This is a genomic window from Ruminococcus sp. YE71 (assembly GCF_900119155.1).
In the GTDB taxonomy this organism is placed as follows: Bacteria; Bacillota; Clostridia; order Oscillospirales; family Ruminococcaceae; genus YE71.
The window spans coordinates 238,355-251,083 of record NZ_FPIR01000002.1 but is presented as its reverse complement, the minus strand read 5'-3'; the positions used below and the strand labels follow the sequence as shown (position 1 = coordinate 251,083).

General features: G+C 53.4%; 13 protein-coding genes. 4 read left to right on the top strand and 9 right to left on the bottom strand.

What is annotated here, in order from left to right:
* Window positions 1-9: 9 nt before the first annotated feature.
* From BT142_RS02850 to BT142_RS02835, 4 genes are all read right to left on the bottom strand, one after another.
* Window positions 10-603 (bottom strand): YdcF family protein, encoded by a 594-nt coding sequence (locus BT142_RS02850; RefSeq protein ID WP_072416688.1) that lies wholly within the window; start codon window positions 601-603, stop codon window positions 10-12.
* 348 nt (window positions 604-951) lie between these two features.
* Window positions 952-1,365 carry a methylglyoxal synthase gene (mgsA, locus tag BT142_RS02845; protein ID WP_072416687.1) on the bottom strand — a complete coding sequence of 138 codons (414 nt, stop codon included), beginning with the start codon at window positions 1,363-1,365 and terminating at the stop codon, window positions 952-954.
* 68 nt (window positions 1,366-1,433) lie between these two features.
* Entirely contained in the window at window positions 1,434-2,171 is a 738-nt protein-coding gene (locus tag BT142_RS02840; RefSeq protein WP_072416686.1) for a P-loop NTPase, read from the bottom strand.
* Between the two features lie 312 nt (window positions 2,172-2,483).
* Window positions 2,484-2,783, bottom strand: coding sequence for a hypothetical protein (locus BT142_RS02835; protein ID WP_072416685.1), 300 nt, complete (start codon window positions 2,781-2,783; stop codon window positions 2,484-2,486).
* A gap of 214 nt (window positions 2,784-2,997) precedes the next feature.
* Here BT142_RS02835 and BT142_RS02830 point away from each other — a divergent pair, with 214 nt between their 5' ends.
* Both BT142_RS02830 and BT142_RS02825 read left to right on the top strand, forming a co-directional pair.
* The gene (locus BT142_RS02830; protein WP_072416684.1) at window positions 2,998-3,456 is read left to right on the top strand and encodes a DUF4830 domain-containing protein; all 459 of its coding nucleotides are present in this window, start codon (window positions 2,998-3,000) and stop codon (window positions 3,454-3,456) included.
* Between the two features lie 158 nt (window positions 3,457-3,614).
* A complete protein-coding gene (locus BT142_RS02825; protein WP_072416683.1) occupies window positions 3,615-4,454 on the top strand; it encodes a prephenate dehydrogenase in 840 nt (279 codons plus the stop codon).
* A gap of 242 nt (window positions 4,455-4,696) precedes the next feature.
* Here the strand turns inward: BT142_RS02825 and BT142_RS02820 are convergent, their stop codons facing one another.
* The 5 genes from BT142_RS02820 to BT142_RS02800 form a co-directional block, all read right to left on the bottom strand.
* Window positions 4,697-5,053, bottom strand: coding sequence for a hypothetical protein (locus tag BT142_RS02820; RefSeq protein WP_072416682.1), 357 nt, complete (start codon window positions 5,051-5,053; stop codon window positions 4,697-4,699).
* A gap of 24 nt (window positions 5,054-5,077) precedes the next feature.
* On the bottom strand, window positions 5,078-6,157 hold the full coding sequence (locus BT142_RS02815; RefSeq protein ID WP_072416681.1) for a hypothetical protein: 1,080 nt from the start codon (window positions 6,155-6,157) through the stop codon (window positions 5,078-5,080).
* A complete protein-coding gene (locus tag BT142_RS02810; RefSeq protein WP_175444878.1) occupies window positions 6,154-6,723 on the bottom strand; it encodes an RNA polymerase sigma factor in 570 nt (189 codons plus the stop codon). Before BT142_RS02810 ends, BT142_RS02815 begins: the two co-directional genes overlap by 4 nt.
* 264 nt (window positions 6,724-6,987) lie before the next feature.
* Window positions 6,988-8,586, bottom strand: coding sequence for a sensor domain-containing diguanylate cyclase (locus BT142_RS02805; protein WP_072416680.1), 1,599 nt, complete (start codon window positions 8,584-8,586; stop codon window positions 6,988-6,990).
* Between the two features lie 45 nt (window positions 8,587-8,631).
* Window positions 8,632-9,207, bottom strand: a complete 576-nt coding sequence (locus BT142_RS02800) for a hypothetical protein (protein WP_072416679.1) — start codon at window positions 9,205-9,207, stop codon at window positions 8,632-8,634.
* A gap of 521 nt (window positions 9,208-9,728) precedes the next feature.
* Here BT142_RS02800 and BT142_RS02795 point away from each other — a divergent pair.
* Together BT142_RS02795 and BT142_RS02790 are read left to right on the top strand one after the other, a co-directional pair.
* Complete coding sequence (locus BT142_RS02795; protein ID WP_072416678.1) at window positions 9,729-10,835, top strand: GntR family transcriptional regulator; 1,107 nt, start codon at window positions 9,729-9,731, stop codon at window positions 10,833-10,835.
* A gap of 268 nt (window positions 10,836-11,103) precedes the next feature.
* Window positions 11,104-12,690: a xylulokinase gene (locus BT142_RS02790; protein WP_072416677.1), complete on the top strand. Its 1,587-nt coding sequence runs from the start codon at window positions 11,104-11,106 to the stop codon at window positions 12,688-12,690.
* Window positions 12,691-12,729: the final 39 nt, after the last annotated feature.

Genomic DNA, 12,729 nt, shown 5'->3' with positions numbered 1-12,729 from the left:
ACTTTCCTTTCATATGTCAATGTTTTCGATCTTGCCAATGTTTGCGTAGTATGCGAGCTTCATGCACTCCTCTTTCGCAGTGCGTCTGCCCTTATCGGTGAGCATCCAGTTCGAGCGTCTTGTACTGCCGAAGTCGGCAGGTGCGGTGACGAAGGTATACTGCGGAAGTATCGCCCGTGCGAGAAGCACAGCCCGTCTCATGTGGTAAGCGGTCGTGACGAGGACTATCCGTCCGCAACCTTCTACGCGCCCGAGAATGGGCTCCGACAGCAGAAAATTCTCTTCTGTAGTCATAGACTTGGTCTCGGTGAGGATGTTCTCCCGTCCGATACCGAGTTCATCCGCGGCTCTGAGCATCGACTGATACTCGGGCATTTCCCCGAACTTAGTCATCTGCACCCTGCCGCCGCAGAACAGATATTTTTCCGCGCGCGTCTGCCCGAATATCTCATGTGCAAACGGCACTCTGTACTCGCAGGCCTTCCTGCTCCCCGGCACCATCACAAGGTCGCCCGACTGTCCCCGATATTCCAGCCCCCCGAACAGCAGCCTGTCAACGACCGCCTCAGAGAGCAGGTTTTCTTTCAGTTCAGTTAATCTCATAAAAACAGTTCAAAAGTCAAGAAAACCATCGCCGAAAGCGATACCGTTTCCCTGATCTCTTATCGAAAAAAAGCGGCAGTCCCCCGCAATACAAGGGACAGCCGCGGCTGTGATACCACCCTTATTCGTCGGGAAAATGCCCCCGACGCACTCATCATCTCTTTAACGCAGAGGATACGCATACGCTTTATCACGCACGGACTCGGAGGGTGTCATAATCATCGGCGCAGACTGCGGACGCTCACACCGTACCGTCCTCGCTTTGCAGCTGCCTCTGCCGACGCTGCTTTCCCTCGTCAGCGTCTTTATCAGATAATCAAATAATTGTTTACAGACAATATCCTGTCATCAGTACTCGGCAGAAGTCGGGTTAACGATATTTCTCCAGTCGAGGTCGCCTCTGTCAAGGGCATGGATGAGCGCCTCGGCAGTAGCTATATTGGTAGCGACAGGGATATTATGCACGTCGCACAATCTGAGAAGGTCAGCCTCGCTCGGCTCGTGCGGCTTTGCGCTTATAGGGTCTCTGAAGAACAGCAGAAGGTCGATCTCGTTGCAGGAGATACGTGCCGCTATCTGCTGTGCGCCGCCCTGTACTCCGCTCATATAACGCTGTATCCTGAGCCCAGTAGCTTCAGAAACGAGCTTGCCCGTTGTACCGGTAGCGCAAAGAGTGTTTCGGCTCAGAACTCCGCAGTATGCGATGCAGAACTGTACCATAAGCTCCTTTTTGGTATCATGAGCGATCAATGCTATATTCAATGTCGATACCCCCTCAATGTTCTTCACAGGTAATTTCGCGACCCGTAAGCCGCGGTGATGTTCTATAATTATGCTTTGATGGAGAGCGGGATGTGCTCGCCCTTAATTCTTCTTGAGATCGCCGAGAATGCGATGAAACCCATCGAGCTCGACGACAGCGGTGCGCCCTTTCCTGTTGCCAGCGGGATCGCCGAATCCTCGGGGATAACGCCGAGAAGCTGAACGCCTACGGTGTCGATGATAGCATCGAGGTCGTCCATATCCTCATACTCGAAAATGCGCTTGTTTGCTTTATTTATAAGAAGTCTCTGCTTCTGGTTGCCTCTCTTGTAGAACTCATCCGACATCATGCGTGCGTCTCTTACGCAGACAGGGTCGGGAGTCGTAACGATAAGGATGAGGTCGGAATTCGTAACAATGTTGAATACCGAGCCGTTGATACCCGCCGAGGTGTCAACGATGATGTAGTCAAAGTACTTTCTCATCTCGGTAGTGATATTCTCGATATCCTCAGCTCTCAGCTCAACGAACGGGTCTGACGGAGCGCAGAGCACCGACAGGTTCGATGCGAGCTTAACAGTAGTAGTAGCCTTGTAAACGTCGCAGGTGCCTTCGATAACGTCACCGAGATCGTAGGTGATATTTCCCTGCATACCGAGCATTATATCCATACATCTCAGACCGAAGTCGAGCTCGATGATAAGAGTACGGTTGCCCTGCTTAGCGAGTGCGTAACCGAGGCACGCGCTGATAGAGGACTTGCCGGTTCCTCCCTTGCCGGAAGTAACAGCGATGATTTTCGACATATATAGATCTGCCCCTTTCGTATACGGCATCAATGCCATACATGGCAAGTACCGTCCGCAGAGGAATCTTTCTGCGGGGTATTATGACGACTGAAACAGCAGGGCGCACCCCACCGCACAGTGTTACCTAATATATATTTTACCACATAATTTGAAATTGTCAAAGAGATTTTGACCAAAAAATTGAATTTCGTTAGTTTAATAAAATTCCCACATACCTTTTTGTGCAACTTTCACGAAGAAAACCGAGTGAAAATGTGCCAAAATAAGCAAAAATATTATTACCCTTTTACAGAAGTATTTCCGAGGTACTCAGAGGGAAGCCCTGACGGAGCGTATCCTGAATCTCATGCCCTTAGAGAGTGCAAATTTAGTGACCGAAGCCCTCATCCGCTCCTCGTTCTTATTGAGCAGGCTGACGATGAGCTTATCCTTGAAATCCTGGGGCAAAGCGTTCACCGTCCTGACGATGAAATCGCTGTCCCCTGCCCTTGCAGCCAGCATCCGTATCATGGGGTTCTGAGCGTCCTTCAGCTTCTCCCCCACCACGGGCATGAGCGCCGCCGCCACGCTGCCGTAGTCAATATCATCAAGCTCTATCTCGATCTTCATATAAACCTCCAAAAATATGAAATAAGAATAAGCGATAAGAAAGAAGGCAGCATCCGCGCAGCGGACACCTTATTTCTTATTTATTCTCTCTTATTTATTATTTACTATTCTACCACACGGTCATGGGTTTGTCAATCTTGCTCCGTCGGGCTTGTTCTATTTGTCCGCTTCGGCGCATATATTACAGCAAATCCATTTAAGCGAGGAGATACATATGTATATCAAGACCGTTAAGCTGAAAAAGCCCGTACTTGTCGTGCTGATACTGACCGTTGCCGCCGCTGTGCTGCTCGTCGGGGTGCTGACCGCGCTTCGGCTCGGCAAGGACAAGAACGTTTATCGCACGTCCACCGAGCAGCAGCGTCAGTCGCTCATTAGCGAGCTCGGCTGGGAGACCTCCGCCGAACCCTCCGAGCACAAGACCATCACCATCCCCGAAGAATTCGACGAGGTGTACAAGAGCTACAACTCCCTCCAGAAGGAACAGGGCTTCGACCTTGAGGACTTCAAGGGTCAGAAAGCCGAAGTCTACACCTACCCCATCCTCAACTACCCCGACCGCAAGGACTCCATGCAGCTCACCCTCATAAGTGTCGGCGGCGTACTCATCGGCGGAGATGTCTGCTGCACCGAGCTCGACGGCTTCATGCAGGGGCTTCTTCCCTGCGAGTGAGAAAACCGCCGCGATATTTCCTCTTTTTTTAGGCAGGACGGAGAAATTTCGTCCTGCCCTGTTTTTGCTGTTGACATTTCCGCTTTTTGGTGCTATACTTTAAAGGACAAAAACATTAAAGCGCACAGACTGCGCTTTTTTAAGGAGTGCATTCAAACATGAAAATAGCTATAGTCGGACTCGGACTGATAGGCGGTTCGCTGGCAAAGGCGATAAAGAAAAACACCGATGACACGGTATACGGCATCGACATCTCGGGAACAACGGTCGCATCCGCTCTTTCCGAGGAAGCCATCGACTACCCCATCGAGACCGAGCGTCTGAACATCTGCGACATCGTGATCGTGGCTCTTCACCCGAACGAGACCATCGACTTCATCCTCAGCAACAAGCAGAATTTCAAGAAGGGCGGCATCGTCATCGACTGCTGCGGCGTCAAGGAGACGATAGTTAACGCTGTCGAGCAGCCGCTTGCGGACGAGGGCGTGCGTTTTCTGGGCTGTCACCCGATGGCAGGCCGTGAATTTTCGGGATTTGCGTACTCGCTGGACAACCTCTTCGAGAAAGCAAGCTTCATCATGACCCCCACCGACAACACCCCGATAAGCGCGGTCAAGGAAGTCTCGGCATTCGCGTACAAGATCGGCTTTGCGAAGTGCGTGGTATCATCGCCGTCCGAGCACGACGAGATAATCGCGTTCACGAGCCAGCTCGCCCACGTTGTATCGAGCGCCTACATCAAGAGCCCGACCCTCGACAAGAAATCGGGTTTCTCGGCTGGCAGTTTCAAGGACCTCACCCGAGTTGCGAAGCTGAACGCCGATATGTGGACAGTCCTTTTCGAGATGAACTCCAAGGCTCTGACCAACGAGCTTGACAGCATCATCAGTGCGCTGACCGACTATCGTGACAGCATCAAAGCCCACGACTCCGAGCGTCTGCACCAGCTCCTCGAAGAAGGCACACGCCTTAAAGAGAAGAGCAACAATATGTACTGATCTTGGGTTTCGCTATTAACTTGTCTGTTATTAAAGCCGTATCGCTCTTTTTGTGTCAGAGCGGTACGGCTTTGTTGTTTTTATTTATTTTTTATGGTGTGTGTTGTTGAAATCGCTTCGCGATTTTGGGGGTGTTTCGCTCGAATCGCTTACAGGTCAGAGCGACCTTCTCGGGGGGCTCCCTCCCTCCTAAACTTTTTGAGACTCTGGCGAACACAAGACGGTGGTTCTTGTCAAAAAAATTAAAAGTCTTCGGAAGGGGGTACGGGGGAGAACCTTTCTTCAGAAAGGTTTCCCCCGTCAAGACCCGCACTCCCTTCCGTCCTCAGCACAAACACCCGCACCGCAAACGCGATGCCTGCTCCCAGCGCCGTCGTTCCGATAAACAGCCCCATCAGCTCCGCCATGTAATTATGCCCCACAACGTTCAGCAGTACCTCACACAGCCCGTATACCACCGCCGAAACAGCCGCCGCTCTCACCGCCGACCTCTTTAGCCTTACAGCTCCGCTCGCCGCGAAACCCACCGCGAAACCTATCAGCAAAAACCAACAGCTGTCCGATCGGAAAAGCTCCTCAAGTATCGGTAAATATTTCATAATGTTCTCCCCTTTCTTTTTTCGTCACGCGCCGAACATATCTGTTATCGCCGCCGCCGAATCGTTCGTGAAGCACAGCAGACTGCCGTCCCCCGTCGAAACGTACATATATCCTTCTTTGTTCAGTGATATCTCTATATTGCAGTAAGTCTCGTTATCGTCCCCGAGATGCAGGTAAAAAGTCACGGCGTTTATCTTCGCGCTCTGCGGAAGTTCAGCCATGTCCACCGCCTTGCAGCTGTCGGGATCGGCGAAAAGCATTCCCCACACGTCCGACTGGAAATCAAGGTCGCCGTAAGACTTTATCTCCTGTCCGACCACGCCCACGCGGTCGCTGTGCAGATAATGCCTGAACCCGAAGTCCCTGAACATCCCCATGAACGTGTCCGAACTGTAATTCTCGTTCACCACGATCTCGAAATTGCCGTCCGACTCCGCAAGCGCTATCGCCCTCGCCGGGAAGTTGTCGAACCCGTAAAGCACGATGCCCTCACCCGAAGCCGTCCCTGCGAACTTGCCCTTGTGTACCGCACTCGACTGACCCTCTATCCTGTAGGTCGTGCCGTCGTCCGCGGTAAAGGTCGGTTTTACGTCCGCCGTTTCAGCGTCCTCAGCCGCGGCTGTGATCCCGTCCGAGGGCATTACCGCGTCATCATTATGTGTCTCTTCCGTTATGTCGTCGTTTTTGATGCCGTTATCCGACTTATCCTTTACCGTACCGATATTGTCCTGCTGTCCGTCTGCATCGGCGGTCTTTCTGTCGCCTGCCGCCGCGCCGTCTCCGCCCGAAGGTGCATCCGCCGAGATACCCTGCGCAGCCTCTTCGCTGTTCTCCCGTGCGATAGCTTCGTCGGTCACTGTAAGTTCGGCGCTGTCCTTCTCGATACCGCCGTTCTGCATCTGCATCGCCGACACGCCTATCACGAGCACCATGACAGCCGCACACGCTGAGAGTGCCGACCGCATGGTTATCTTTCTGCGGCGGTTCTTAGCGCGGATCTCCTCCGCAAAATCGTCGTCGAGCGCCTCCGCCACATACCGCTCATTTGTCTCGGACAGCAGCGAATACAGCTCAAAACCTCTGTTATTTGTAATGTCTTTCATCTGCTCTCCCTCCCCACTCCGTAGACTCCCGAGTCGGTCAGCATCTTTCCGAACCGCTTGCGAAGCCTGTGCATGGTAACGCCCAGACTGTTCGCCGAAACGCCGTAACGTGCGGCTATCTCGGCAAGCGGCTCCCCGAAATAATATCTGCGCATGAAGAACACTCTCTGTTCCTTCGGCAGTGTCTCAAGAAATTTCTCAAGCACCTCACGAACAGCGTCATTCTCCGCTTCCTCTGCGCGGTCTGGTATGCATTCGCTGAGTTCCTCAAAGGGGATATCCTCATCGCCGCCGCGCTTCTGCGCACCTTTTCTCCTGAACACATCGAGCGAAAGATTGCGCACTATCTTCGACAGGAACGCCGCCAGAGAGTCAGGCTTCTGCGGCGGTATGCTGTTCCATACCTTTAAATAAGTATCGCTCACGCATTCCTCCGCGTCGCGGCTGTCGCCGACTATCCGCACCGAAATGCTGCGGCAGAGTGCGCCGTACTTCGATTCCGTTTCGGATATCGCCCTTTCATTCCTTTCAAAGTACAGAGCGATTATCTCGGAGTCTTCCAACATTTTGTACCTCCCGAGGGGTGCGGCCCACATTGTGAGCCCTGAACCGTTCACTTATATTGACGCAGAACAGACCGATATTATTACGCTGCGTTTGTAAACATTTTGTAAACACGCTGTAATACTCTTCTGCGCATCTGCCTTAATTCTACCACATCCGCCCCGCAAAGTCAAGGCAGCCCAAAAAGAAAGGCGCAGCCTTACGACTGCGCCCTCTTTAAAAATAGGAGAAACATAATAGGAGAAATGAACGATGGAAGAAGTCTGTTAATTAAGCGACTTGTAGTCTATCATGCCGTATGTAGCCTCGCCCGTCTGGTTGGTCATGTCCTTCAGAGCGGTGATGACCGACGTATCGAGAGTACCCGACTTCTTGACTACAGCTACCTTGTACTTCGGGTAGATAGTGCCGTAACTCTCGGTGTCCATGGGAACGAGAAGCTGACGGAGAACGGTGTTGACCTTGTCGAGCATGGCGTCTGCATCCCAGAACTCGCCTTCGCCCTTGACCATGACTACGAACTCATCCGAACCTGTACGGTATACGTTGTCCTCGCCGAATGTTTCCTTGAGGTTGTCAACTGTGCGGACAAGCATCTGGTCGCCCGAGTCGTTACCGAACTGGGAGTTTATGCTGCTGAAATCGCTGATGTTGAACATCGCGAAGAAGTGTTTGCCCGCAGCCTCGGAAGCCTTCTCACTGTTGACCGAGAAGCTGATACGGTTGTTTACGCCTGTAAGAACGTCCTTGAACATTGCGGTGTCGAGGGACTTCTTTGTCATCTTGTTCTTTGCAATGGTGGAAACGAGCTTCTGGTTGATCATCTGCTGACGTCTGGTGATAAGGTTGAATACTACGATCAGACCGATGATAACTACCGCGAAGATACCGAGGTAGATCCTCATGGTGGTGGTAAGTGCGAAAACTTCGCTTGTCTCGTCGTCGATCATTATGATCCAGCCGTGCTTGGGGATATAAGCGTAGCTCGAAATGTACTTGGTCTTTCCGTCCTTGTACTCGAATTCGCCCGTCTTGGACTCGCTGCTTCCGCTGAGGTCAGCGCAGAGCTTTACGATCTCGGGGTTTGTAGCCTCGATGTCGATGTTCATGGCGTCCTTGTTGAAGATGTACTTGTTGTTCTCAACATTTACCATGCTGTAGAAGGAGTGCTCGATACCTCTTACGGGGATCTTGTCGAGGGTATCTACCAGACCGCTGGTGTAAATACCGAGACCAACAAGGCCGATAGGCTTATCGTAATCGTCGTATACCGCGATGTACATGGAGATACACTGCTTGCCGCTGGCAGGAGAAATGATGATGCCCGCGTCATAGAGGCCGCCTTCGCCGTTGAGCATAGCGTCCTGGAGCTGCTTCAACTTATCGGGATCCTTACGGGTGGTGATGCCGACAACGTCGGGGTTGGTCTGGGTAAGAACGAGGGTCTCCCAGGTACCGATCCACACGCCCTCAAGATTATCGATGTTCTTGCCGAACTCCACGGTATAATCCTGAGCCGCAGCCTGTAATTCAGCCGCCTTCGGGTCGGCAACGTCCTTCTTCAGTTCCTTGTCAACGAGGTCGTGGTAGTCGTAGACCTTGCCGTATTCCAGCAGATCCTTTACCTGAGAAGCCTTACTGAATGCGCGGAGCGTTCCCTCGGCGTTCTCGATATAGCTCTCGATTATGTTCGCACGCTCATCGGTGATAGCACCCATGTGCTGAACAGCATTCTCGTGAGTCTTCATACTAATCGTCTTAGTGATGAACAGTGACAGTCCAAGCATGACGATCAGCTGGACTATCAGCACAGTATTAAGGGTATTGAAGCCCTTACCCGCATCTTTCTTTTTATTTTTACTCATGTCGGATTACCTCTCTGTTTCATTAGATTTTTGTTAAATTTTCCCTTAGCCGAACAAACCGAACAGCTTTTTCTTCTTCCCCTTCGGCTGATCGAGTTCTTCGAGGAACTCGTCATCATCGTCGTCGTCATCGACGCCGTCCATGATGCTGCTCAGCCTGTCTTTGAGCAGGTCGCCCTTTGCGCTGATATTCCTCAGCGGAGCCGAATTCTGCACAGGCGGCGGCATCTGACCTCCCCCTGCGAATCTGGCAACTTCCTGGAGCGGTATCATCCTGTCGGGCATAGCCACGAGCGCTCCCGCGTTCTCCGGCCCCTGAGACAAAATGTAGTTCACGCAGCCGCTGCAAGGCAGCAGTGCCGTTCCGCTCATCGCATTGATAAGGATGAGCTCCCCTATCGCCGTATCGCCGTATGACTGCATATTCATCACCGCGTCGATCTCGGCGTGTTTTTCGGTCATTACCCCGTTTACAGGCTCGGCACGGCTCACGCCGTAGTATATCCTCCCCTGCGGCGTACAGATAACGCACACCGTTTTATCGGGAGTGATAACCTCACCGCCTGCGGCGATCCTGTTGACGGTATCGACCGCTGCTGCATAGATCGCATCAAATGTCATCTGAACAGACCCCCTTCATTGCATACAGACCCCTCTCGGCAATAAATTGACAATGCCAAAATATTCCTTTATTTTTTCCTTAATATGTACGGCAAATTAACAAAACTTCTCGTTCAAGATATAAGAAACAAATTTAATTAAAAATCCGTGTACGTTTTTGTATAAATTTCCGTATATTAATAATATCATAATATTTCTTAAAATGCAAGGAAGAGGCCACATTTTTTACAAAAAGTTCATATTTGCATTTTTCAAAAATTGCGGTCGTGACAGCTGACAACTCTGTGACCGTTGAAAATACACGGTTTTCGTCGCATTTCGTGACCCCGTCTGAACGCCCCCGATTTAGGCAAATGTTTTACAATATGATTTCGTGGAAATGCACAATAAACCCGACGGCGAATTAATTGTATCAACAAATTTTGCGGACAAATCGCGGAAAAATATTTACAATCCGCATATCACATGATATAATTTGTACAGACACAGACATCGCCGCCGCCTTTAAGGAGAAACAGAGCATGGACAATTTTAAATATCTGATGATAGTTGACTGGGCGAAGGACTACATCCGCAGGGAAAATCTCGGCGCAAATGACAGGTTCCTGACCGAAAAACAGCTCTGCGAGATCCACGGGGTCAGCCGCCAGACCGTGCGTCAGGCTCTCCTCAGGCTCGAAAGCGAGGGAATGCTCGTCCGCATGAGGGGCAGCGGCACCTTCGTCGCAGGCAGGAACGGCCGCCAGAACGAGACGCGCACCGCCCCAGTGAAAGGCTGCATCGGCGTCATCTCGACCTATTTCAGCGACTACATCTTTCCTCATATCGTCACGGGCATCGAGAGCGTGCTCGCCGAAAACGGCTGCACCATGCAGCTCGCCATCACCCACGATCAGGTCTCCGAGGAGGCGCTGGCGCTGGAAAAAATGCTGTCGAACGACGTACTCGGGCTCATAATCGAACCCTCAAAAAGCGCCCTTCCCAACCCGAATACCGAGCTTTACGCAAGGCTTCGGCGCGAGAATATCCCCTACGTTTTCTTCAACGCGCGCTACCCCTGGTCGGACGCGCCCTGCGTCTCGATGGACGACGAAGCCGCCGGCAGGATAGTCACCGACCACCTCTTCGACAACGGTCACACGCGCATCGCGGCGCTGTTCGCAGGGGACGACATTCAGGGGCATCTGCGCTACAGCGGCTACATGAAAAGCTCCCTCGCCCACGATGTCACCAACGCCGAGAAGAACGTGTTCTGGTTCGCGACGAGCGAACGGAGCGATATGTTCCGCTACGCAAAAGACCGCCTGCTGGAGCTTTTCAGCGGTGCGACGGGTGTGGTCAGCTACAACGACAAGCTCGCTCTGCGGGTGCTGCGGCTGTGCAGCGAGAACGGCATCAGAGTCCACGAACAACTCTCGGTGGTCAGCATCGACGACTCGCGCTACGCCTCGGTCTGCGAAGTACCGCTGACCTCCGCCCGACACCCTCACAGACAGCTGGGCGAAGCCGCTGCCGAGCTGCTGCTGAAAATCGTGCGCGACCGAGACTGTCAGCCCGAGGACAGGCTGTTCACCCCCGAGCTGATGATACGCCGCTCGGTGTGTCCGCCAGTTCTACAGAGCGTTTAGGGCATTATGACCAAAGATGACCGAACGGACGACGCACCAAAGTTGTACGTACATTTTCAAACATAGCATACAACTCGGGCAAAAGCGTTCTTCCGTCGGCATCCGACTGCAATAAATGGGCATCTTCCGCAATATGCCCCCAAAAAAAACACGGCTGTAATAAATTCCATATAGAAATGAGTGCGGTGAAGCGTGTCGGCTGCGATGTGCCCACCGCACTTGTTCTGAAAACACATCGGCATTCATTTATAATAAAGGAGGCTCTCACATGAGCACTATCGAGTATATCAAAAACGGCAGATGCGTCATCGGCATCGAGTTCGGGTCAACAAGGATAAAAGCCGTCCTCATCGGCGAGGACTGCACACCCCTCGCATCGGGAGCGTACGACTGGGAGAGCCGCCTGACCGACGGCATCTGGAGCTACCCCCTCGAACAGATACACGAGGGTCTGCGCGTGAGCTTCGCGGAGCTTATGCGGGACGTCCGCGAAAAGTTCGCTACCGAGCTCACATCGGCGAAGGGCTTCGGCATCTCCGCCATGATGCACGGCTACCTCGCCTTTGACGCAGAGGGCAGACTGCTCGTCCCCTTCCGCACATGGCGCAACACCATCACAGGCGAAGCCGCCGACAGACTCACTGCCGAGCTGGGCTTCAACATCCCCCAGCGCTGGAGCATCGCCCACCTTTATCAGGCGATCCTGAACAAGGAAGAGCACATCGGGCAGGTGTCGTTCATCACCACGCTGGCAGGCTATGTGCATATGCTGCTGACGGGCAGAAAAGTCATCGGCGCAGGTGATGCGTCGGGCATCATGCCCATCGACCCCTCGTCCTGCAACTACGACTCGAAGATGATAAAGCGCTTTGACGAGCTGACGGCAGGCACGGCGTTCACGCGCTCCCTGGCGGACGTTCTCCCCGAGATAGTCCCCGTCGGCGAATGTGCGGGCGTCCTCACCGACGAAGGCGCGGCGCTCCTCGACCCGACAGGCACTTTCAGAGCGGGAGTCCCCTTCTGTCCTCCCGAGGGCGACGCACAGACTGGCATGGCCGCCACCAACAGCATCACCCCGAAGACGGGCAACGTTTCGGCAGGCACTTCGATTTTCGCGATGATAGTCCTTGAAAAAGCCCTGAAAGCCGTTCACCGCGAGATAGACATAGTCACCACCCCCGACGGCGCACCCGTCGCCATGGTACACTGCAACAACTGTTCCTCCGACCTGGACGCGTGGGTGAAGATGCTGGGCGGTTTCCTCTCGGCGGCAGGATGTGAGAAGACGAAGCCCGAGCTGTACGACCTGTTCTACTCTCTGGCTGACAGCGGCGACCCCGACTGCGGTTCGGTCATCGCCTACAACTACTACGCAGGCGAGCAGGTGACCGAGCTCGAAGAAGGCAGACCCCTCGTGTTCCGTCAGCCCGACTCGGCTTTCACCCCCGCGAATTTCGCCCGAAGCCTTGTTTACTCCACCGTCGCCACCCTGAAACTTGGCATGGACATCCTGACGGGGCAGGAGCAGGTCGGATTAGACCGCATCTACGCCCACGGCGGCCTTTTCAAGACCCCCGTCCCGACGCAGAACATCCTTGCGGCGGCGCTGGGGTGCGATGTGACCCTGATGAAGACCGCAGGCGAAGGCGGCGCATGGGGCATCGCGCTCCTTGCGAAGTACATGACCCGTGAGGACAGACAGCAGACCCTCGCGCAGTTCCTGTCCGACGATGTCTTCGCGGATACCGAGGGAAGCACCGTTTCGCCGAAGCCTTCCGACACCGAGGGTCTTGCGGCTTACATGGAGCTTTACAAGAAGGGGCTTGCCGCCGAACGTGCCGCCGCACGGGTCTGACCTCCGCGGACGGAGCATCCAAAATACACGAAGGAGATA